Source organism: Ammoniphilus oxalaticus, from assembly GCF_003609605.1.
Taxonomy (GTDB): domain Bacteria; phylum Bacillota; class Bacilli; order Aneurinibacillales; family RAOX-1; genus Ammoniphilus; species Ammoniphilus oxalaticus.
Genome location: NZ_MCHY01000007.1, coordinates 137,567 through 158,387 on the forward strand (window position 1 = coordinate 137,567; position 20,821 = coordinate 158,387).

Below are 20,821 nucleotides of genomic sequence, written 5' to 3' on the forward strand. Positions count from 1 at the left end.
TCCTTCCTGTTCCCACGGCTTCAATCGTGTAAGATGTGATGAACCATCTGCTTTAGGATTGTGATCACATGTTCATCGTCGTATGTATAGTAGAAAGTTTGGCCTTCCCTACGGTTCTTAACCAAACGCAACTGTCGTAGATAAGACAACTGATGAGAGACGGCAGATTGAGATAATTTTAAGACACTGGAAATATGTCCAACTGAACACTCTTGTTGTGATAACAAGTGTAGTATTCTTACGCGAGTTGGATCAGCGAGCGCTTTAAAAGTGCGCGCGACATCTTCAATCGTTTGATCGGATAAAAAATCGTATTTTTCTTCTTCCATATTTTCCACCTTTGCTATTTAATATATGAGCATGTGTTCATATATGGTACTATGTTGCTTTGAAAATGGCAAGCTTTAAGAGACGAAGCCTCTACTCCAACATCCATATTCTGGATTAACTGCGGCGTAATATACTTTTTATAAAAGAGAAAGGACGCTTCTTTCGTCAACTTATTGAACATGGGTCATAGTCGGCAACAAAAAAAAGACAGCATTTGTTGCCGCCGTCTTTTTTTTGTTGCCTTTATTTTTAGTTTGAAAAGAATTCTTCGTATAACGCTTGAACCGCTCGTTTTTCGTCGACGCCTTTTACACCAAACATCATACTGACTTCAGATGAGCCTTGATTAATCATTTCAATATTAACTCCAGCTTGGGCTAAAGCGTTGGCGGCTCTAGCTGTCGTGCCGACATTGTGCCGCATCCCTTCGCCGACGATCATGACCATCGTTAAGTTCCGTTCTACAACGACGTTATCAGCGCCAAGTTCTTTATAAATGCGCTCAACAATCTTCTCTTCGGTTTCAGGGTCTAATTGATTCTGATGGAAAATAACCGAAATATCGTCAATCCCTGATGGTGTATGTTCATATGAAATGTTGTCATCTTCTAAAATCTGAAGTAGTCGACGACCGAAACCAATCTCTCTGTTCATTAAATATTTACTGACATACAGGCTGCAAAATCCGTTGTCACTGGCAATACCTACGACTGGCCCATTTGTGTACGAACGGACGTGCACAATTTTCGTCCCTGTCGCAGTCGGATTGTTCGTATTTTTAATTTGCACTGGTATTTGCGCGCGAAACGCGGGAATCAATGCCTCGTCATGAAATACAGCAAATCCCGCATACGATAGTTCACGCATTTCTCGGTACGTTAACTCTGCGATTTCTTTTGGATTTTCTACGATGTTTGGATTGACCGAAAAGACAGAATCCACATCTGTAAAGTTTTCATACACTTCGGCTTGAACGCCTGCCGCTAAGATCGAGCCAGAAATATCAGAACCACCTCTTGAAAAAGTGACAATTTGACCGTCTTGCGAGTAGCCAAAAAAGCCAGGAAAAACGAGCACGCCTGTTCGATCACGTAACAACCGCAAACGATCATACGATTCAGGCAGCACTTGGGCATTGCCTGGCTCATCGCTTACAATTAAACCCGCCTCTTTTGGACTGACATAGTGGGCTTCTAATCCTTCACTATTAAAGTAGTGAGCAATTAGCTTTGCGTTATTGTCTTCCCCGCTTGCTTTGACCGCGTCCATAAAACGATTGGGATTGCTTCGATCACCGTGCAGAATTTCTAATAGATCCATTGAAATTCGGTCAATAATATCCATTGTTAAGTTTAAATATTTTGCAATTTCAGTATATCTTGAAATAACAGCTTCGAACTGTTCTTTGCCTTCACCATGTTTTAGAAACTGTTCCGCGCAAGCGATCAGTAAATCTGTGACCTTCGTGTCATCTTGATCTCGCTTACCTGGCGCGGAAACGACGACAAACTTACGCAACGGATCCGCTTTAATAATTTGAAATACTTTCTGTATTTGTTCTCCAGATGCGAGTGAAGTCCCGCCAAATTTCGCTACCTTCATCTCTCTTCCCCCATAGCCCTATCATTTTACTACCGATATAAATTAGCCAACAACCCAAACATACACCAAGCAAAGCGATGCGAACCAATGCTTTGAATAAATTCTATTATCGCTCGATTCCGTGTAGGATGCAATCCCTTTCTTCACCCAAATTGATTACAAACAAGTAATCCATCATAATAAGCGTAAGATTAGCTTTCGGAGGGGTTTGAATGGAGCCAATTCCTGATCATTTAAGAGAAAATCTCGATATTTTGTTTGTTGGTTTTAATCCAAGCATTCGTTCCAGTGAAACAGGACATCACTATGCCAATCCGAATAATCGTTTCTGGACTATTTTGTATCAAGCTGGTTTAACCGATCGAAAATATTCGGCGCAAGAGGATGGACAATTGCTATCGCTTGGTTACGGCTTAACCAATATCGTTGCTAGGCCAACCAAAACAGCCGCGGAAATTAGTAATGAGGAGTATGAACAAGGAAGAAAGATTTTAGTTAAAAAGCTTAAACTTTATTGGCCACGTGTCGTTTGTTTTGTCGGTAAAGGGGTTTATCAACAATATAGCAGGAAAAGACAAGTAAACTGGGGTGTTCAAGGAGATCCGGTGATTCAAGGGATAGACGAGTTTGTCGCTCCGTCCTCAAGCGGCTTAGTTCGAATGAAATTGAACGAGATTGTTGGCATCTATAAACAAATTCATGCGTTATTATAAATAATGAAAGGAGCGATGAACGATGCGGGGTTATATTGATGCTCATCTTCACCTTGACCAATACCCACCCGCCCAGTTGGCGGCGCTAGTTGATCAGTGGCAACATGCCGGGATTGCTGGCGTCATGGCGGTCTCAAGCGACTTGGCATCCGCCTATCGGACCCTGGAGTTGCGGGAGAAATATCCAACCTTTGTGTTTATTGCCCTTGGGATTCATCCAGAACAACCACTCCCTTGCGAGCGAGATCAACAAGAATTATTTTCTTTGCTTCGAGGTGAACGAAACGTGATTTCCGCTATTGGCGAAGTTGGCTTGCCTCATTATATTTATCAGGAACAAACGATGAGCGCTCCGCCCGCATTTGCTGACGCTTTAAAATTACTTGAACAATTTTGTTTACTCTCCAATGAACTTGACTTGCCTATGCTGCTGCATGCTGTTCACGAACGCGCGCAGGTCGCTTTCGATCTATTGCAGAAATATAACATTGCTCGGGCTCACTTTCATTGGCTCAAGGCTCCCGCTGCTACCGTAGATCAATTGTTGCGAGCGGGTTACTTTATCTCTGTCACCCCTGAAGTGTGTTACCGTGAACGCGATCAACAATTGTTGGCAAGGGTTCCATTGAATCAGCTATTGATAGAAACGGATGGTCCTTGGCCGTTCCAAGGACCTTTTGAAGGGCAATCTACAACTCCTTTATTTTTGAAAGAGGTCGCCAATCATGTCGCTCATCAAAAGGGAATCCCGCTTGAAACCGTCATCAACACAACCGCCCAAAACGTTCTAAACTTAATCGGCCCTTGTCGAGTTGGAGGGATCGGATGAATCACGCTGTCATCTTATTCGATGGAGTATGCTCCTTTTGTAATGGATCTGTCCAATTTATATTAAACCGGGACGATGCGGATCGTTTTCGTTTTTGTTCGTTGCAATCTGCTGCGGGGCAAGCGTTATTAGCTCATTACCAGCTTCCGAACGATCTTCAATCATTGGCGGTAATTGACGCGGGAAAGGTATATCTACAGTCTGACGCTGTTTTGCGCATTTGTAAGCAATTAGGTGGCGCCTGGAAGCTTTTGTATGTTTTTAGGGGCATACCAAAATGGGCGCGCGATCCAGTTTATCGGATGGTTGCAAACAATCGGTATCGTTGGTTCGGAAAACAAGAAACATGTATGATCCCCTCCCCTGAGGTTCGGGCTAAATTTCTAGATCTAGACTAAATTGGGACTTTCGCTCACCGATTCGCGGACTGTTCAATATGCTGTTATCGTACGAAGTAACGATTCTAAATGAGGTGAACGTATGGCAGTTGTGAAGGCGCGGGCCGAAGAAATAGACCTCTTAGCAAGACTGCTGCGAGCGGAAGCGGAAGGCGAAGGGGAAATGGGCATGCTACTCGTTGGTAATGTCGGGATCAACCGAGTTAGGGTCTCATGTTCGGATTTTGAGGGGATTCGCACGATCCAACAAATGATTTTTCAAAGTCCTGGCGGATTTGAGGCGGTTCAAAAACCTTACTTTTATCAAAAGGCAAGGGAGCGTGACAAACAGATCGCGCAAAGGGTCATTAATGGCGAACGTTTTTGGCCGGGAAAATTTAGCTTGTGGTATTTTCGACCGACAGGAAATTGTCCGCCGCAATGGTGGAATCAACCGTTCATAGGTCAATATAAAGCGCATTGCTTCTATGAACCAACGGGCGCAACATGCGCCGATATTTATAACACATATTAAAGTTCTAGCAATGTGACCTGGAAAAAGCGAATTGCTCTTTCCAGGTCATTTTTACTTCTGCTGTTTCCTCAGTTCGTCTAAAGTGTAAAACGTGCCGCGCCAGTACATGCCCCCCCTGTTTAAGGTAAGCAAACAGGAGCGGATTGTAACAAATAGGAACAATAGAATGAGCAGTGGTATGACGATTACCTCTATCGCTCGTTCCCCGCTCATTTGATACGTATAACGCGTATAGAGAATTAAAATCAACCCGATCGTCACGCCATAGGCAAGTAGTGTCCATCCTGTAGCAAACCAAATCGCAATAAAAGGAAGAAAATAGAAGATCAATTTCCCTAAGATGGCCCCAATTAAAAGCGGAATGGAATAGCGAAGGCCTGCAAACATATTTTTCTCTAATCCAACGATTGCGTCCCGTAAACTGGGGTACCATTCCACTTCCAGCAATTGTTTACCAACCAAGAAGCGTTGTTTTAAACCTGCCTGCTTCACTTTCGCGCCTAACTGTAAATCGTCATCTGGACGCATCGCAATCGCCTCATGCTTACCGATCTGTTCATAAGCATTTCTTGACAATAGATTAAAGGCTCCGATCCCATAACCCGATTTTCGTTGGCGATCATTGTTCGGAAGCCAGGGCCATTTAACCATCGATAAAGAAAACATAAAATAATGTACAAAGCCGCGTAGCCAAAAACCCCGCGCTTTCATGAACGGGGCCAGTGTCAAATGATCAAGTTGATGATCAAGCGTATAGCTAATCGCTGAACGAATCGTATCGGGATGAAATCGCGCGTCGGCATCGGTGAATAAGAGATAATCGCCTCTCGCTTGCTTATAGCCTGTCTGTAAAGCATTATTTTTGCCTAGCCAGCCGTTTGGAAGATGATCAATGTGAATGATCTTTATAGCCATTCCACTTGTTGCTTGCGCCGCGGTTTGCTCGGCGATGAGCCCCGTTTGATCCGTTGAACGATCATTGACGACTATCAATTCCATCTTTCCATACTGTTGAGCCAACAAACGCTTCATCGTTTGAGCAATCGACGGCGCTTCATCTTTAGCGGCAATAATTACGGAAACAAACGGTTCATCACGCAGCGCGCGATAAACAATTGGTAAGCGCGGTAGGCGTTTTAGTCCAAACCAATGAATTAAAAAATTACAGACCCAAACGACAAAGATGATCGTGGCTAACAACTGAAAAAACGATGTCAACAACATCTGCTCCTTTATCGATACCGACTTTTAGAATTTTTTTGTTTAATTTTGGACAAGACCTCTTCTTTTTCGAGATGTGTTAGGATACCTAGATTGTAACCAATTTTGGCAAAACCCTTTAGTCGGGTAATCATGCGATTTTTCATTGAACTCACTACCCCTTTCTGAAAAAATGTTTCCCTTAACCAAATTATATGCGCTTGCGCAACAAGGAGTCAAAAAAACCGCCTCAATATAGGCGGTCATTTGCAAGAACACACTGAAGCATAGTCAAATTTACTTTAGATTTAATAATGTTTTGTCGTTAACTCGTCTAAACTTTTAAACTCATACCCCTGTTTACGGGCTTCATCAATGATCTTTCCGAGCGCATCCGCATTATCTTTAGAAATGGAGTGCAATAAAATGACAGCTCCTGGGTGTAATTGGGAAGTTACTTTATCGAAGGCATGCTGCCAACCCTTGATGGACTTTACATCCCAATCCATATAGGCAATCGACCAGAACACATTCGTGTAACCCAATTCTTTACTTACTGCTAAAGTGCGTTCATTGAAAATACCCCGCGGTGTTCTTAAAAACTTCATTTCCTTTTGTCCCGCGCTCTCAAGAACAGCATCGCGCACGGAATTAAGCTCATTTTCCATCTTTTCGTTAGAAACTGTAGTAATGTCCGGGTGATTCCATGAATGGTTGCCAATAATATGTCCCTCTTTTACCATTCGCTGTAACAATTCAGGTTCCTGCTTAATATAATGACCTGTTACGAAAAAGGTTGCGGGCGCTTTCTTTTCCTTAAGCGTATCTAATATTTGTGGGGTAAAACCATTCTCGTATCCATTGTCAAAAGTAAGATACAACTCTTTCTTGCTTGTATCTCCAAGGAAGATCGCTTCATGTTTTTCCAAAATTTCTTTAAATCCCTCTTGATCGATCGAGGCGACTTCGCCATTTTTCGACTTTTTAAATCCAAAATGAAATGGCTTGTCCGAATATGCGGACCCGAAAGCAAGCGGTTGCAATACAAGTAAACAGAGGATTGCTAACATAGAGGCGCGGAAGAGATGTCTGCTCATCAAAAAATGCTCACTCCTTCTTTTGTTCTTGATTCTCCTCTATTTACTGTTCCACCCCGCGTGAAAGATATGTAAATCAGTTATGGGAATAGATCCCATTCATTTATAAGTTGCGAAGGTAAATCTTTTCCATATGATGGTGTGGTCCTTTTCGCAAAATCATTTTAGCTCGACCGCGTGTCGGCAAGATATTACGATACAAATTTACTTCATTGATCTCTTTCCAAACTTGCGATGCCTTCTCAATCGCTTCTTCCTCCGAAATATTAGCATAGACGCGAAAATACGAGTCGGGGTCACGGAATGCGGTATCGCGCAATAATAGGAATCGTTCGATATACCAACGCTTAATATTTTCTTGATCGGCGTCGACGTAAATGGAGAAATCAAAGAAATCGCTGACAAATACGCGATCACTTCGATTTGTTTGCAACACGTTCAGCCCTTCGAAAATGAGGATGTCCGGGTTATCAACGACTTCAAATTGATCCGGCAAAATATCATACTCCAAGTGAGAGTAGATTGGCGCTTTAACAGCGGGTTTCCCTGCTTTTACGTCCGAAATAAATTGCAGCAGTTTCCGTCTATCATAACTTTCAGGGAATCCTTTTCGATTCATAATCCCTTTCTTCTCCAAAATTTCATTCGGATATAGAAATCCGTCGGTCGTTACAAGGCTTACATTTGGACGGTTGGAAAGTCGAGATAGGAGTGTTTGCAACAAGCGAGCTGTAGTGCTTTTACCGACCGCCACACTTCCAGCAATTCCAATGATATAGGGAGATTTTTTGGCGCGACTGCCTAAATATTGATTATTTTGCTGTTGTAGCTCTTGGTAAGCGTTAACATATAGGTGAAGCAGACGAGTCAAAGGGATATAAATGTCCTCAACCTCTTGGATGGAGATTTTTTCATTTACCCCTTTTAGTCGTTGCAGCTCCGCTTCAGATAAAGGAACATAGGTTTCATCTAACAATGAAGCCCAATCATCTCTATTAAATTCTATAAATGGTAAGTAATAGTTCATCATGATCTTCTCCAAGGTAGTAGATTAATGGTAAACCCCTTTATTTTTCGCGAAAAAATGTTCGTTTTTTCACAAGCGGAGCTTTATCGCTTCATCATTTCTTCATGTAAATGTTGGTACATCAATGCTTCTGATTCTGCGATGCGACGGCCGACATCAAGCATCGTCCGCAAATCTTGCGGTTCAGTAAATTGCTCCAAAATATCCTTGCAAAGCTGGTAGTGATGTGGTTCGTGTTCGTCGGCATGCACGTCCCAAAATAAAACGTTAATTTCACGTTTACGGTTATAATTTGGATGTTTAAATCCTTTCCCAATCTGCCCCATCACATCGCCTGCGAACAACTCAGAACCGAGCCCGACTGCGGCCATTGCTTCTAACGGCGAAGCCATTCGGAAAAAATCAATGAATGTTTGTATCGCTGTTTCAACCGCGGGCGAGATTGGTTCATCGCGCGGAATTCCGTGTTCATCTGTTTTAATGCTCGGATCGACGGTTAGCATAAACGTAAGATAAAGTTTTTCGTGGGCTTTTCCGGGAATGCCTTTGCCCGCCTCATCCCACAGATTTTCCGCTAAAGGAACCCACCATGTATCAATTGGCGCCATCGCGGAAATCGCTGCGCCTAACACTCTTGGAAAATGGCGACTATAATAACTGTATTGAATCGTAAAATAACGTAACTGCGCCTCGGTATAATCCCCATTCACTAATGTTTGTAAAAAATCAGCTTGAAAAAACGCTTCTTGTACAAGCCGATCCATTTCCTGTTCAACTTGTTGATAGTTTTCGAGTAAGATCCCGTTGGACAAATTTATCACCTCAACAACAATCTATATATACTGTCTCCTATTATAATACGAAGCTTAGGAAAGTAAAATGGATTCGGAAAAAATAAAAAACTGGCTTCATGTAGGAAGCCAGTTTTAAACCTTTTTATCGCCATTCAATGGCTGGTTTGGAAATGATTTTGCTGTTCGCGGGAACACTTTGAATTAACCAAACGTTCCCTCCAATCACGGAACCTTCTCCGATGACCGTATTCCCGCCAAGGATCGTCGCCCCAGAATAAATCGTGACATGATCCTCAATGGTCGGATGACGCTTCGTTCCGCGCACAAGATTCCCAACCTCATCTGTTTTAAAGCTGAGGGCGCCGAGTGTAACCCCTTGATATACTTTTACATGGTTACCAATCTCGCAGGTCTCGCCAATAACTACGCCCGTACCATGATCAATAAAGAAGTGACTTCCGATTGTAGCCCCTGGATGAATATCAATTCCTGTTAGGTTGTGAGCATGTTCTGTCATGATCCGGGGAATTAAACGAACACCTAACGTATGCAACTCATGCGCTAGACGATGGGACATGATTGCGTAAATGCCTGGATATGACAAGATAATTTCTTCATAGCTTCCTGTGGCGGGATCCCCATCATAAGCCGCTTGCACATCATGAGCCAACATGTGTCTAATCGTTGGCAATTTTTCAATCAATTGACTAGCAATTTTAAATGACTCCTTGAATCGCTTACAGCAATGCGCATCATTTTTTTTCGTTTCTGGATCGTTTGAGGCGCAACATTCATGATCCTCGCTATCATGGATTTGTCTGGCCAATGTCCAATGAATACTGCCGAGATGCTCCATTAAAGTAGTCGGATTATAGACGAACTCTTGGGGACCAAAATGACCCGGAAATAACACTTGTTGAAAATCATCCATCAATTGCACAATTGTTTCTCGATTAACCGAACTTGGAGACGTTTTGATCGGATTATTTTGAAATTCCTGTTGTAAACGTCGGACAACTTGTGGAAGTTGGGTAATCATACTTTCAAGGTATTGCACGTTCTACCATCTCCTTCTCCGCATACGACTGGCGTCGAAAAATGCTGTCTTTCTATCTATGCGCCTTTGGGATTTCAGGTTCTCTTGTAGCCTGTATCCGCCAAGGCTTTAACTAAATTCAAGTCAAACAGAGCGTCCTGCTTGAATCCAATTAATATCATTTGTTAAAACCATCTAATGTCATCTAGTATACTAGATTTTCTCTATTTACACCAATGTAAACTTTTTTAAAAATAGAAAGAGCATGGGAATACGTGGATTTAGGAAAGGGAGTATATAGGCGGGATAAAAGAGATGCGCCTCCAGACAATGCCTGAAGGCAAAGCAGGACGTAATTTAGGACTTGTCCAACCTGGTGAAATATTCTTTGATTAAACTTGAAACAAGGTTTTCTAAATTTTCTTCGGATTCTACTTTTTTTATGAAATCTTCTAGGTTTACAGGAAGAATATGTTGTTGATCTTTAAACATCTATAACAACCCCTTTTTCAAAAAAGCCTGTGTATTGTTTGCGCTTTCATTATACTAAAAATGGGTTGAACAGTGGATACTTTCGACAAAACTAGTGTCCAATCGCTGTTTTTTTATTGCGTTTCTGATCGTTTAACGACTTGATTCTACGCCAATCTTCTTTTGCTTCCTCTTTTGCCAAACTTGCTCAATTACCTCAGAGCAAACGAGACCGAGCGTGATCGCCCCTGATAGCATGAAAGCTTTTGCCGCCAAAGTGAGCGCTAGCCCATACTCATTCTCTACAAAATTTCGGGTGGCGTGATAAGCGAGCCCGCCTGGAACGAGTGGAATGATTCCCATTACACTGAAAATGATACTCGGTTTTTTGTAGCGACGGGCCATGATTTGGCTCAAAATCGCAACGACAAACGCGCCAGCTAACGTCGCCACGACGGCGTCCACGTCTGCTTGGGCCAGGGAAAAATAAACGATCCACCCCGTCATTCCGACAAAACCGCATTTTATAATAGAAACCCGCGGCGCTTGAAAAATGATCCCAAATCCGGCTGATGCGCAAAAACTCGTCAGCAATTGTTGTAAAATAATGATCCCATCCACTTCATGCTTGCTCCTTTTTATAAAAATGAAAACACTACCGCTACGCCCGTCCCGATTGCAAATGCAGTTAGAAATGCTTCTGCTCCTTTCGATAACCCCGCTATTAAGTGACCCGCTAATAGATCACGCACTGCGTTGGTGATTAACAATCCAGGCACAAGCGGCATGACCGCTCCAATGATGATCTTATCTAGCTGGTGGCCCAGTCCTAAGTAAACAAGCCCAAGGGCAGCGGCGCCAATCAACAGAGCAGCAAAAAATTCCGCAAAGAATCTAATTTCTACAATTCGATGAAAGAAAATGACAGCGGAAAAGCCGAGCCCGCCTGTGAATAGCGCGGGAAGAAAATCAATCCACTGTCCTTTGAACATAATGACAAAACAGCCGCTAGCAATCGCGGCCGCAGCAATCTGAGCGCTAATTGAATAAGTATCGCCGCTTCGTTCAATCTCCCGCAGTTGTTGATAGATGTCCTCCAATAAGAACTCTCCTGTAGCCATTTGCCTAGAAAGCTGATTAACCATCGTGACTTTTTCTAAATTCGTAAATCGATCTTTTATTCGAATTAACTTAGTTGGTTCAATTCCTTCCATGGAAAAAATAATTCCAGTTGGCGTCACAAAACTGTGCGATTGTTCAAAGCCCGCGGCTGCTGCCATGCGGACCATTGTATCTTCAACACGATAAGTTTCGGCTCCATTTTGTAGCATAATTTTCCCGGCTAATAAACAAACATCGAGGGGCAAACAAGATTTATCCTGTATTCTTTCCATTTAACTCCATCCTGTACTCTTATCTATAGTAAAATACCTCTAAAGACCAATCGTCCTTAGAGGTATTTTATACTATTCTTTCCCAACTATGACAGCATCTTGGGTTTGTTCAGGCGTCAGTTCAAGTCCTAATAATTCAGCAGTTTGTTCATGAATATACAATTGAACACCTTCGGGGAAAACGACAGGAATATCGCCGACTTTTTTGCCATTCAATATTTCAACCGCGATTTGCCCTGCTTTGTATCCCATGTCATACTGCTCAAAACCGTAAGCGGCAAATGCGCCACGCTTCACAGAGTCTACGTCTCCGGCAAAGAAAGGAATTTGATGCTCGTTCGCTAGCTTAATAACAGACTCTAACGCGCTGGCTACGGTATTGTCTTGAAAATAAGCGAATGCATCGACTTGTCCAATGAGTGATTCCGCGGCTTGTTGAACTTCGGAGCTCCTAGAAGCGGAAGCTTTGACTGCCTCAAGTCCGAGCTCTTGCATATGTTTTTCAACAACGGCAAATGTTTGAACGGAATTTTGTTCACCGGAATTATAGAGCACCCCTACCTTTTTTGCATTCGGATAGAAATCTTTAATCGCCTTTACTGCATGGTAAAAGTTATCTGGGTCCATGTCAGAAACACCCGTTACATTTCCGCCTGGTTTATCATAATCCGTCACCAAATTGGCATCCATTGGATCCGTCACAGCTGAGAAAACAACCGGAATGTCGGTTCCTTCCGCTGCCTTTACTGCGGATAAAGCGCTCGGCGTAGAAATAGCGAGTATTAAGTCGTTCTTGTCGCCGACCAACTTCTGCCCGATTGAGATGCTATTGTTCATATCATCTTGGGCGTTTTGATAATCGATTAGAAGATTCTTTTTATTTTCATAACCGGCGTCTTTCAAAGCGGCTATGAAACCTCTCCTATTTTCATCCAAAGATGGATGCTCGACAATCTGTGTAATTCCAATTTTGACCATCTCGGACTTGCCTGTTTCGTCCTCTGTTTGTGTTTCATTTGAACTACAACCCGTTAGTAATAATAATGCTGCGCATGATGCTGCAAAAAACTTTCTCATCTCAAATGTTCCTCCTCGTCTCTTCTCTCTCAACTCAATTGCATTTCACAATTATGATAGGAATTATATCCTAGTTATCTTAATTGATCAACTACTTTTAACGTAGGTCAGACGGCGGGTTCAGTTCCGCCCAATCCGCATAATTGCCGCTGCCCGCGCAGTCGAAGCATTCACCGACGGGATAGTATACGAATTCTGAAAGACCAATCGGATAATCGATCCCTCTTCCCGCGCATGTGGGACATTTGCCTTGCTCCCGCATGCGGGCCATCCGTTTTTCCTCTCGATCCCGACTCCACTGCATGATCCCATTTAATAGATCCATCTATTTCCACCTCTTGCTTTTTGTTCTTAGCATGTAGAAATAGGAGGAAAATATGCATGGTCAAGGGGAAGCCGTTGCTTTCCTTCCTTTATCTGGGCGAAGCCGAAGGAAACGACCTGCCAAAGAAGCTAACACTTGTTGGAAAACCATCGCTAACACAACGGGAATCGATACTTCATATGGAAAATAGGCGATGGCGATGACGGCGCCTGTTGTAATATTCCTCATCCCCCCGCAAAATGTAAGCGTCACAATCTCCTCCCGCTTCCAGTTCAATAGTTTGCCGATTAGACGACTACATAGATAGCCGATGAACGCAATCGCCCCAACGGCAGCGGCAATGATCAACAACTTCTTGTTTATCGGAAAAATATAGGGAGCAATTGCAGAGCTATTGACCATTACCACAAAGTTCAAGCCGACTTTTGTGAAAGGAGCAAGAACGGGACCGACTTTTTGGGGGATCGCGCCAATACTCACTTCATTAAGTAACATGCCGAATAAGGAGGGCAAGCCAATCATAAACAATAGCCCTTTCATCATCTCAAGGCTATTAATCATTACTAATTTTCCGACGAATAGGGAAAGAAGATAAGGAACAAGCAGAGGGGCTAGCAACGTATCGATTAAAATGATCGTCAATGCTAACACCTGATTTCCTTTATAAATAGAAACCCATATAAAACTAGTCACCCCTGTGGGAATAATCATCCCCAGAATGAGTCCTGTCATCGTTAGCGGATCGTCGGCAAACAGTAATTTTCCGGTCCCCCATGCAACGAGCGGCATCCATAGGTGCAAGATAAAAAATGTGACTAGAATAGGCCACGGATGAGCGATTACCCGTCCGAAGCTTTTTAAATCAGAGTTCATTCCCCCTGAAAATGTCATGATGGCAAATACCCACGGGATCAAAAATGGCAAAGATGTAAAGTAGTCGCTGAAAAGGATCCCGATTACGACGCTGAGCGGGGTGAATATCGGCATTCCCTTCTCCAATACGTGATTTATTTTTACAAACAATCTCTTTTCTCCTCGAACGCTAAATTTGTTTGATTGTACCACATTTCAACCATGGACATTTAATGTCCATGGTTGAAATAAAAGTCCCAATGCTGTAAAATAAGTTTTAATTCAAATTTAAGTGGGGGGAATCCGAATGTATTATAATACCGATGACCAGTTTGAGGTTGAATATTTTGACAAAGAGGATTACGAAGAGGCTCGGCGTAAGGATTCAGCTAAACTCCACCGAGCCACGATCCAAATGATGGAGAAGCGTTACAGCTGTTCTTACCCGGAGTTCATTATGCAAGCGAAGTCTCCAGAGCAAAGATCCGCTTTGCAACAATGGTCATTAGCGATCCGCTATTTGGCCAGATACGATGAAAAATTATATGTTTAATCCTTCGATATGAGAACGACATGTTACATTTCATTCATATAATAAAAGGCTGTAAGCGCGGTGATGATACTCACTGGTTTACAGCCTTTCTTTTATCTTTTTTCCTCGAGTATATCGCCGCTTATTGCGTCAACAATAACAGCGAACATATCATTTGATGGCTGCTCCGATTGAACAAGTGTCGATTCGACCTCTATAATCCATACGGATCGCTCTCGATCTTGATAACGGTCTGCTAACGAGGAGCGAATGATCTCATAGTCGCGTCCATGCTGTTGTCTATTTAGGTAGGATATGACGCGTTGGTGAGCCTCATCTTCACTGATCAAGTCGACGGCGTTAAAAGAAAGTTTAGAAATCGATTTGCCCCATGTCGTCACTTTCACGAGGACATCAAACTGTCCTCTTTTGTTTTCGATCTCCATTCCTTCTCCTTCAGGAACATAATAGCGTTCAATGCCGTAGATCGCGCGAATAGAGCGGATCGCGGACGGATCCTCTTGTTTGTCCCGCCAATCCCTTAGAACGTAATCCACCCTTCCTTTCATCATATGTTCGTCCGCCGCAAGTTTCGGTTTTTCAAGATGCGCAGAAACTACGCGATCATAGTTCCCTTCTCGTTTCAACACCGTATAGACTGTAGCTCCTTTTTTCGGCGCGGCGCCTTCAGGGAAAAGGCGGATATCAAGTTCACTCATTTCATAATTTAAGATCACATAATCTCCATAGAAAACGTCGCGCGGATCGACAGGCGCTGTTTTAAGTCTAATTTCATCCCCTGTTTTCGAAATGAAAAGCTGGGCGCCTACGATCAACAACAGTACAAGAACTTGAATACCTATCACTAAGAAGATCTTATTTTTGTTTGTTTTCGCCATCTCATTCGCCCCCTCTGACTAGCCAGCGATTTCGTCTGCGCAAAATCCAATGAATCATGAATAACAATGCCCCGCCAAATAAGAAGAAAATGGATTTATCAAGAAAAGCCCAAGCTAATTGAAAATATCCGACGACACTGCTGATGAGGAACATGATTACACCGAGATTTGCTTTCCAAGCATGTCGCTCTTCGTCTCCAATGTAGATTAAGAACGATGCGTATACAAACATGCTGATTAAATAAATGAACCCTCCAAACGAAAGATAGAACAAAGGAAGGAACAAAAGGATTGGCGTCCATTTCCACACATCTCGCTTAATCTTCCATCCAGCTAACAGTAACAATAAGAAATAAACAATCGCAAATGTAATCGGGTTTGGAAAGAACTCCTCATATTCGTAACTAAAATCATGTAGAAAGACCATAAATACAGCAAATCCAAAACCGAATACAATCGGTCCGACATGAAAGCCATGCGCAACAGGGCGTTCGCCTAACCATAGTCCGAACGCGTACAAGATGAACGGAATCAGACTAACCCAAGCCCAAGGCAGTTGTTGTTCAATGAGTAAAAACAGCATTTGTAGGCCTAGCAGGTTGACCAAGATGAAACCAAACGAAACCTTTTTCCCTTTGAAGGCGTAATACCCTAACCCTACTATGGTAATGGCAAACAACAGGTAACTCATCTGACCAAAGGAGGTCATTGCATACACTTGCCCCGCGAATATCAAGGCGCTTGCTAAATAAAAAAAGAAGGAGCGACGGAGTAAATACAGCAATCCAACCGCGGCTAACGACCATAAGACAAACAGACGCGCGTCATAAGCGATTAAATGATACATCTGTCCAATTAGGATCATACTTCCCCCAAACGTGATGACGCCAAGTCCTAATAAGCCTTGCCCAACCCATTGATGACCCTTGTTGTAGAAGGAAAATCCAAATGAATAAAAACCAGTCATTGTGACTATCAAGATCATCAATCTGACTAGATGAGATAATCCAGCCCAATTGGAGGCGACGAATGTCAGTAAACTAAGTCCAATCAGAATGGAAGCCAACACGGGCAATAGTTGCATTCGCCGTTGATGCGGCGGATATAGATTAATAATTTCCTCGAATTGTTCGGACGTTATGATTTGTTGATTGACCCAGTTCGGGCCCTCTTGTTCAAGCCATTTTCTATTCATGGTATCCCCTCTTTTCATACCCTTTGACATTTAACTCTTTCCTTATAATCTATTGTACGAATTTCCCAGTGGTTTCAAAAGTACCAATATTTTATAGTACCCTTCTTTCGGGATAAATTGACCGAATGGGCAATTTTGACTATGATAAGTTAATGTTTTAATTAAGGAAGTGAGGGGGGCAAGGTAAGTTGGACAAATATCAGCGCAATATCTTGCTGGCGTTATTGATCGCAACTTTTTTATCGGCGATTGAAGTCACCATTGTCAGTACGGCGATGCCCGTCATCGTAAACCAATTGGGAGGTCTCGAACTAATTAGTTGGGTGTTTGCGATCTACCTGTTAACATCTGCAATTACAACCCCGATCTTTGGAAAACTATCTGACCTTTATGGACGAAAGGTGATCTTTATGGTCGGGACCACTATATTTTTGGTTGGGTCGATTCTATGTGGTTTTTCACAAACGATGACCCAATTAATTTGGTTTCGCGCGCTGCAAGGGTTGGGCGCAGGCGCCTTGATGCCTGTCACCTTTACGATCGTCGGCGATATTTTCAATTTTGAACAACGCGCGAAAGCGCAAGGGTTAATTAGCTCCATGTGGGGGATTGCCGGTGTTTTCGGACCGCTTGTCGGTGGTTTCTTTGTCGATTATTTATCATGGCATTGGATCTTTTTCATCAACATTCCGTTTGGAATCTTATCGATGTGGATGATCGGGGCGTTCCTAAAGGAAGACATCGTGAAAAAGAAGCAAAAAATTGATTATGGCGGAGCGATCACTTTTATGGTAGGAATGACGGCCCTTTTGTACGCGTTGCTGTCTGGCGGGAACGAATGGGATTGGAACTCGCTTCCTATTTATAGTTTGTTCATCGTAGCTGTGTTCTTTCTAATCCTATTTACGTGGATTCAATTAAAACACCCAGATCCGCTTATCCCGTTTAAACTGTTTAAGATTAGAGATCTGGCTGTTTCTAACTTAATTAGCTTTTTGACATCGGGGATATTGATTGGATTAACGGCCTATATGCCATTGTGGGTGCAAGGAGTACTTTCGCTTGGCGCAACAGCATCTGGCCTAACCTTGACCCCTATGTCTATTGCCTGGCCATTGGGCGCCGTATTGTGCGGTAGAATCTTGGTTCGGTTTGGGGCTCGAAAGATGTCTCTATACGGTCTCTTGTTTATTTTAATCGGTACTGCGCCTCTTATGATCATCGGAATGAGCACGCCTAATCTGATATTGGTAGTGACGATGTTGATCGTTGGTTTTGGCTTTGGAATCGCGTTCACCGTCTTCACCGTCGTTGTTCAGTCTTCTGTCGAGTGGGAGTTACGCGGAGCGGCAGCATCTTCCAACACTTTTTTGCGGATACTCGGTCAGACACTTGGGATTGCGGTATTGGGAACAATTTTAAATCAACATATTGCTGGTTATTCAGAAGGACAAGTTCCCGCGGATGTTTTGGCGACGGGTATTCACATGATTTTTATTAGTTTAGCGGCGCTTGCGCTTGTTAGTTTGATTGCTGGTTTTTGGATTCCAAAACAGCAAGCCAACGAGGAAGACGCGCAAGTATCGTAAAAAAAAGCTGACACAGAACGCGACAAACCAACATTTTTGGGTCTGAAACGTTTAGGTCAGCTTATTTACTTACTTATTTAAGCGGGCTACCACCTGCAATGAAGCGATAGTCCCAATGTCTGGCAATCGTATCGACTCGTACCCCGCCAGAATCTTTTGAATACGTGTGAAGCACTTTTCCATCCCCCATATAGATACCATTGTGTCCAATCGATGAACGATTTTTTTCATAAAGGTCTTTGCTTGTCCCGCGATACGGCATGAAAAACATAATATCCCCGACCTTCAAATCACGCCAATCCGTCTTAAATGAGACACCATTCTTTACCATGTTTTGATATTGCGATGTCGCCCCACCGCGTCCAATATCGATTCCTGTCGCATCTAAATAAGCTTGACGCGTAAAAGCGGAACAATCAAATGTCTTTGTGCTGCTTCGACTTGAGCCATATTCATACGGGGTTCCTAAATACTTCTTCCCCGCCTTGATGACTGCTTCACGCTGCTGTGATGCGGATGGCTCTTGTTTTGGCGGCTTGACTTCCTCAGCCGCATAGCGTCGCAATCCAACAAAGTTGTTTTGAACGATTCGATCATTAATCGAGAACACTTTTACACTGCCATAAGGTTTGTAGGCGATCGCGATTTGGTTGTTGCCAAGATAGACTCCCGCGGCAAATAAATCTTTTGAACTGTTTCCAAAAAAGGCGATATCACCTGATTTGATTTGTGAGGTTGAAACGGATTTTCCTTGTTGATAAAGAGTTGAAAGACTGCTTGATGATTTAATACCCGAATCTTTTAGTGTGTAGAAAATAAAATCGCCCGCTGTATAGTTGGTTAGTGAATAGCCTATGTACTTTTGCGCTGATTTGGCGATCGGTTGAGAAGCGGCTGCCGCCTGCGCGGGACTTAACGAGGAAAAAGCAAGCAATCCTGCCAGTGTTAAACTTAAAACAGTGATTTTCTTCATCTTATTCATTCCCCCAATTTCTTGTTTACTTAAACTTTGGCATGTTTGGAATTAGTTCCCTGCCAAATTAAATCTACCAGAGGGAAAATAAGGAGTCTAGCGGTAAAATATGATAGATTACCCAGAAAATGTAACAATATATTTTTGTAAGTAAAAAAGAAGGGATTAGCCGATTAAGGCTCTCCCTTCCTCATGTAACAGATGTTAAATTACAAAATCTACGCCGATACTATCTAGTCTGCCAACTTCTTTAATATAAGCTGCAACTGCGCCATGTTCGGCGCTCGCTTCATACGTTTCCAACGCGTTCTGATCCGAAAAACGAACATTTAAAATGAGCTGATATTCTTGATTTCGCTTGGAAACATTACGTCCTGCATGAATTTCAGCAATACCCGGCAACTGGCTTTCCAATGCTTTAAAACGAGTAATGACTTCCTGATACTGTTCTTCTGTTGTTTTATCTGAAAATTTTAATAGAACAACCCGATTAATCACAGGATCCCTCTCCTTCTTTTATGTCTCATGGTATGCGCTCCATTTTACCTGAATTTCATAAGACAAGAAAGAGAGCAAGAGGTTAGTATGATTTATTAGTCATCATCGTCATCGTCATCATCATTTGCATATTTTTCTTTATACTTTACTTTGCGATCCGCTTTGTTTTCGATCTCAAGCTCGACTTCTCTTCCATTGCTGAATTCAATTTCCACTTCCAATTCCCTGAATCCATGTTCAAGTTGAAACGCGGCAATGACTCTCTCTGCTAACTCTTGTTTATCCATCTGTGGGTTGATGCCCAATTTTTTAATGAATGCTTCTACTTCCGCTGCGTTACGATAGCCGTTCTTTTTAGCTTTTTGTTTGCCTTTTACTTCCCATTTGCTCTCGACTTCCCCATCTTTGTTTTTATACTTTAGCTGATATTTGTGGCCAGGCTGAACCTTTAGTTCGATTTCTAATTCTCGTATTGAAGCGAGGTCCGTTTGGGAATCAGCCGCGCGGCGTATCGGAATCTCCTTTACGATGGGTTTTTCCACTTGTTCTTCCGCTTGTTTCGTGACAGGCTCAGTCGTTACAGCTTTAACCGCAACGGTATTTGGAGTTGAATCAGCATTCTCTCTGTGAGAAGCCGCGACGACATAACGAACTTTTTGGTCTGAGTTCAGTAAAACTTTTAGATCATCATCCATCAATAGAGCGGATAATTGGGTCTTCTGATTATCCCGATAAATGATTGTGTCCGCGTCAACCGTAAATTCTCGACTATTTTTCCCATCGTATATGGTTAGCTGCCGATTATTTTCATCCAGCGCCGTTAATGTTCCAACGACTTCGGAACTAGATGATGCGAATGACAACCATGTGAAAGATACGATTAGGGTAAAGACGACGCCAATAGACATGTAAGCCATTTTTTGCTTCAAAGTAAAATCTCCCTCCTTTAGGTCTCTTATAACATACGTATCCATTCCATGATTTACTAGGGTCGGAAGATCAATAAAATAATAAAAAAGAGCAAACTCAGATGAGAGTTGCTCTTTTGAACTTATTCGTTGTCTTTGTGGTATTTTTTATGTTCCCACTTCGGAATGAAACCGTTTTGTTCTAATTTTTCGTATTTCTTATCTAACATGGCATCTATTTTCTCTCCCTTGTCTTTGGAGAAGACACCGAATTCTACATATTTAGCTACAACTTTCTTATGTTGCTCGATCATCTTTTTATGCAGTTTTGCAAGCTCTTGTTGTTGTTGCTCTGTTAATTGAACAGTTTCGTTCACTCCGCTCTCTTCTGCTTGAATCAAGGCCCCGCCACCGAAACTGAGTGATCCGGTGAAAAAGGCCATTGCTAAAACAAAACGCCCCAATTTTGACATACGTTGTCGCTCCTTTTTTTAATAATAATGGACTTCCATCCTAGTTTTGCTTCTTTTGCTTTATTTATGTATCACGTTAAACAAATTAAGTAAGC

At 42.6% G+C, this 20,821-nt stretch carries 25 protein-coding genes; 6 read left to right on the plus strand and 19 right to left on the minus strand.

Annotated features, from left to right (window positions below; genetic code table 11):
• Positions 1-20 precede the first annotated feature (20 nt).
• Entirely contained in the window at positions 21-329 is a 309-nt protein-coding gene (locus BEP19_RS05610; protein ID WP_120188864.1) for an ArsR/SmtB family transcription factor, read from the minus strand.
• Positions 330-579: 250 nt separating this feature from the next.
• Entirely contained in the window at positions 580-1,932 is a 1,353-nt protein-coding gene (locus BEP19_RS05615; RefSeq protein WP_120188865.1) for an aspartate kinase, read from the minus strand.
• A 212-nt stretch (positions 1,933-2,144) separates the two neighbouring features.
• Between BEP19_RS05615 and BEP19_RS05620 the strand changes: the two genes are divergently transcribed.
• From BEP19_RS05620 to BEP19_RS05635, 4 genes are all read left to right on the plus strand, one after another.
• On the plus strand, positions 2,145-2,645 hold the full coding sequence (locus BEP19_RS05620) for a mismatch-specific DNA-glycosylase (RefSeq protein ID WP_120188866.1): 501 nt from the start codon (positions 2,145-2,147) through the stop codon (positions 2,643-2,645).
• A gap of 22 nt (positions 2,646-2,667) precedes the next feature.
• The gene (locus tag BEP19_RS05625) at positions 2,668-3,474 is read left to right on the plus strand and encodes a TatD family hydrolase (protein ID WP_120188867.1); all 807 of its coding nucleotides are present in this window, start codon (positions 2,668-2,670) and stop codon (positions 3,472-3,474) included.
• The gene (locus BEP19_RS05630; protein ID WP_120188868.1) at positions 3,471-3,872 is read left to right on the plus strand and encodes a thiol-disulfide oxidoreductase DCC family protein; all 402 of its coding nucleotides are present in this window, start codon (positions 3,471-3,473) and stop codon (positions 3,870-3,872) included. The genes BEP19_RS05625 and BEP19_RS05630 overlap by 4 nt, the downstream gene beginning before the upstream one ends.
• A gap of 82 nt (positions 3,873-3,954) precedes the next feature.
• The gene (locus tag BEP19_RS05635) at positions 3,955-4,386 is read left to right on the plus strand and encodes a cell wall hydrolase (RefSeq protein ID WP_120188869.1); all 432 of its coding nucleotides are present in this window, start codon (positions 3,955-3,957) and stop codon (positions 4,384-4,386) included.
• A 51-nt stretch (positions 4,387-4,437) separates the two neighbouring features.
• Here BEP19_RS05635 and BEP19_RS05640 read toward each other — a convergent pair whose 3' ends face one another.
• The 11 genes from BEP19_RS05640 to BEP19_RS05685 form a co-directional block, all read right to left on the minus strand.
• On the minus strand, positions 4,438-5,604 hold the full coding sequence (locus BEP19_RS05640; RefSeq protein ID WP_170145279.1) for a glycosyltransferase family 2 protein: 1,167 nt from the start codon (positions 5,602-5,604) through the stop codon (positions 4,438-4,440).
• A 290-nt stretch (positions 5,605-5,894) separates the two neighbouring features.
• Positions 5,895-6,683, minus strand: coding sequence for a delta-lactam-biosynthetic de-N-acetylase (gene pdaA / locus BEP19_RS05645; protein ID WP_120188871.1), 789 nt, complete (start codon positions 6,681-6,683; stop codon positions 5,895-5,897).
• Between the two features lie 103 nt (positions 6,684-6,786).
• Positions 6,787-7,710 (minus strand): type I pantothenate kinase, encoded by a 924-nt coding sequence (coaA, locus tag BEP19_RS05650; protein WP_120188872.1) that lies wholly within the window; start codon positions 7,708-7,710, stop codon positions 6,787-6,789.
• Positions 7,711-7,793: 83 nt separating this feature from the next.
• On the minus strand, positions 7,794-8,522 hold the full coding sequence (locus BEP19_RS05655) for an iron-containing redox enzyme family protein (RefSeq protein ID WP_245983383.1): 729 nt from the start codon (positions 8,520-8,522) through the stop codon (positions 7,794-7,796).
• 124 nt (positions 8,523-8,646) lie between these two features.
• Positions 8,647-9,561 carry a serine O-acetyltransferase EpsC gene (epsC, locus tag BEP19_RS05660; protein WP_211329321.1) on the minus strand — a complete coding sequence of 305 codons (915 nt, stop codon included), beginning with the start codon at positions 9,559-9,561 and terminating at the stop codon, positions 8,647-8,649.
• 336 nt (positions 9,562-9,897) lie between these two features.
• Positions 9,898-10,032 (minus strand): hypothetical protein, encoded by a 135-nt coding sequence (locus tag BEP19_RS18135; protein WP_281269272.1) that lies wholly within the window; start codon positions 10,030-10,032, stop codon positions 9,898-9,900.
• A 132-nt stretch (positions 10,033-10,164) separates the two neighbouring features.
• Entirely contained in the window at positions 10,165-10,623 is a 459-nt protein-coding gene (locus BEP19_RS05665) for a threonine/serine exporter family protein (protein ID WP_120188979.1), read from the minus strand.
• A gap of 26 nt (positions 10,624-10,649) precedes the next feature.
• Positions 10,650-11,405 carry a threonine/serine exporter family protein gene (locus BEP19_RS05670; RefSeq protein WP_120188873.1) on the minus strand — a complete coding sequence of 252 codons (756 nt, stop codon included), beginning with the start codon at positions 11,403-11,405 and terminating at the stop codon, positions 10,650-10,652.
• A 72-nt stretch (positions 11,406-11,477) separates the two neighbouring features.
• Positions 11,478-12,482 carry an ABC transporter substrate-binding protein gene (locus BEP19_RS05675; protein WP_120188874.1) on the minus strand — a complete coding sequence of 335 codons (1,005 nt, stop codon included), beginning with the start codon at positions 12,480-12,482 and terminating at the stop codon, positions 11,478-11,480.
• Positions 12,483-12,579: 97 nt separating this feature from the next.
• Entirely contained in the window at positions 12,580-12,807 is a 228-nt protein-coding gene (locus BEP19_RS05680; RefSeq protein WP_120188875.1) for a methionine aminopeptidase, read from the minus strand.
• A gap of 60 nt (positions 12,808-12,867) precedes the next feature.
• Positions 12,868-13,830: a bile acid:sodium symporter family protein gene (locus BEP19_RS05685; RefSeq protein WP_120188876.1), complete on the minus strand. Its 963-nt coding sequence runs from the start codon at positions 13,828-13,830 to the stop codon at positions 12,868-12,870.
• A 136-nt stretch (positions 13,831-13,966) separates the two neighbouring features.
• On the opposite strand from BEP19_RS05685, the gene BEP19_RS05690 reads away from it, so the two are divergent.
• On the plus strand, positions 13,967-14,212 hold the full coding sequence (locus tag BEP19_RS05690; RefSeq protein WP_120188877.1) for a hypothetical protein: 246 nt from the start codon (positions 13,967-13,969) through the stop codon (positions 14,210-14,212).
• 92 nt (positions 14,213-14,304) lie between these two features.
• Here BEP19_RS05690 and BEP19_RS05695 read toward each other — a convergent pair whose 3' ends face one another.
• The gene (locus tag BEP19_RS05695) at positions 14,305-15,090 is read right to left on the minus strand and encodes a GDYXXLXY domain-containing protein (RefSeq protein WP_120188878.1); all 786 of its coding nucleotides are present in this window, start codon (positions 15,088-15,090) and stop codon (positions 14,305-14,307) included.
• A gap of 1 nt (position 15,091) precedes the next feature.
• Positions 15,092-16,285 (minus strand): DUF2157 domain-containing protein, encoded by a 1,194-nt coding sequence (locus BEP19_RS05700; RefSeq protein WP_170145280.1) that lies wholly within the window; start codon positions 16,283-16,285, stop codon positions 15,092-15,094.
• A gap of 188 nt (positions 16,286-16,473) precedes the next feature.
• On the opposite strand from BEP19_RS05700, the gene BEP19_RS05705 reads away from it, so the two are divergent.
• Positions 16,474-17,874, plus strand: a complete 1,401-nt coding sequence (locus BEP19_RS05705) for an MDR family MFS transporter (protein ID WP_120188880.1) — start codon at positions 16,474-16,476, stop codon at positions 17,872-17,874.
• A gap of 73 nt (positions 17,875-17,947) precedes the next feature.
• Here the strand turns inward: BEP19_RS05705 and BEP19_RS17940 are convergent, their stop codons facing one another.
• The 4 genes from BEP19_RS17940 to BEP19_RS05725 form a co-directional block, all read right to left on the minus strand.
• Entirely contained in the window at positions 17,948-18,847 is a 900-nt protein-coding gene (locus tag BEP19_RS17940; RefSeq protein WP_245983387.1) for an NlpC/P60 family protein, read from the minus strand.
• A gap of 204 nt (positions 18,848-19,051) precedes the next feature.
• The gene (locus tag BEP19_RS05715; protein ID WP_120188881.1) at positions 19,052-19,345 is read right to left on the minus strand and encodes a Dabb family protein; all 294 of its coding nucleotides are present in this window, start codon (positions 19,343-19,345) and stop codon (positions 19,052-19,054) included.
• 95 nt (positions 19,346-19,440) lie between these two features.
• A complete protein-coding gene (locus BEP19_RS05720; RefSeq protein ID WP_170145281.1) occupies positions 19,441-20,274 on the minus strand; it encodes a YusW family protein in 834 nt (277 codons plus the stop codon).
• Between the two features lie 122 nt (positions 20,275-20,396).
• Complete coding sequence (locus tag BEP19_RS05725) at positions 20,397-20,726, minus strand: DUF2680 domain-containing protein (RefSeq protein WP_120188883.1); 330 nt, start codon at positions 20,724-20,726, stop codon at positions 20,397-20,399.
• Positions 20,727-20,821: the final 95 nt, after the last annotated feature.

What these genes read in the sequence shown, in the direction of transcription:
- BEP19_RS05610 (WP_120188864.1), bottom strand. Translation starts at nt 329, where the DNA reads ATGGAAGAAGAAAAATACGATTTTTTATCCGATCAAACGATTGAAGAT.
- BEP19_RS05615 (WP_120188865.1), bottom strand. Translation starts at nt 1,932, where the DNA reads ATGAAGGTAGCGAAATTTGGCGGGACTTCACTCGCATCTGGAGAACAA.
- BEP19_RS05620 (WP_120188866.1), top strand. Translation starts at nt 2,145, where the DNA reads ATGGAGCCAATTCCTGATCATTTAAGAGAAAATCTCGATATTTTGTTT.
- BEP19_RS05625 (WP_120188867.1), top strand. Translation starts at nt 2,668, where the DNA reads ATGCGGGGTTATATTGATGCTCATCTTCACCTTGACCAATACCCACCC.
- BEP19_RS05630 (WP_120188868.1), top strand. Translation starts at nt 3,471, where the DNA reads ATGAATCACGCTGTCATCTTATTCGATGGAGTATGCTCCTTTTGTAAT.
- BEP19_RS05635 (WP_120188869.1), top strand. Translation starts at nt 3,955, where the DNA reads ATGGCAGTTGTGAAGGCGCGGGCCGAAGAAATAGACCTCTTAGCAAGA.
- pdaA (WP_120188871.1), bottom strand. Translation starts at nt 6,683, where the DNA reads ATGAGCAGACATCTCTTCCGCGCCTCTATGTTAGCAATCCTCTGTTTA.
- coaA (WP_120188872.1), bottom strand. Translation starts at nt 7,710, where the DNA reads ATGAACTATTACTTACCATTTATAGAATTTAATAGAGATGATTGGGCT.
- BEP19_RS18135 (WP_281269272.1), bottom strand. Translation starts at nt 10,032, where the DNA reads ATGTTTAAAGATCAACAACATATTCTTCCTGTAAACCTAGAAGATTTC.
- BEP19_RS05670 (WP_120188873.1), bottom strand. Translation starts at nt 11,405, where the DNA reads ATGGAAAGAATACAGGATAAATCTTGTTTGCCCCTCGATGTTTGTTTA.
- BEP19_RS05675 (WP_120188874.1), bottom strand. Translation starts at nt 12,482, where the DNA reads ATGAGAAAGTTTTTTGCAGCATCATGCGCAGCATTATTATTACTAACG.
- BEP19_RS05680 (WP_120188875.1), bottom strand. Translation starts at nt 12,807, where the DNA reads ATGGATCTATTAAATGGGATCATGCAGTGGAGTCGGGATCGAGAGGAA.
- BEP19_RS05690 (WP_120188877.1), top strand. Translation starts at nt 13,967, where the DNA reads ATGTATTATAATACCGATGACCAGTTTGAGGTTGAATATTTTGACAAA.
- BEP19_RS05695 (WP_120188878.1), bottom strand. Translation starts at nt 15,090, where the DNA reads ATGGCGAAAACAAACAAAAATAAGATCTTCTTAGTGATAGGTATTCAA.
- BEP19_RS05700 (WP_170145280.1), bottom strand. Translation starts at nt 16,285, where the DNA reads ATGAATAGAAAATGGCTTGAACAAGAGGGCCCGAACTGGGTCAATCAA.
- BEP19_RS17940 (WP_245983387.1), bottom strand. Translation starts at nt 18,847, where the DNA reads ATGAAGAAAATCACTGTTTTAAGTTTAACACTGGCAGGATTGCTTGCT.
- BEP19_RS05725 (WP_120188883.1), bottom strand. Translation starts at nt 20,726, where the DNA reads ATGTCAAAATTGGGGCGTTTTGTTTTAGCAATGGCCTTTTTCACCGGA.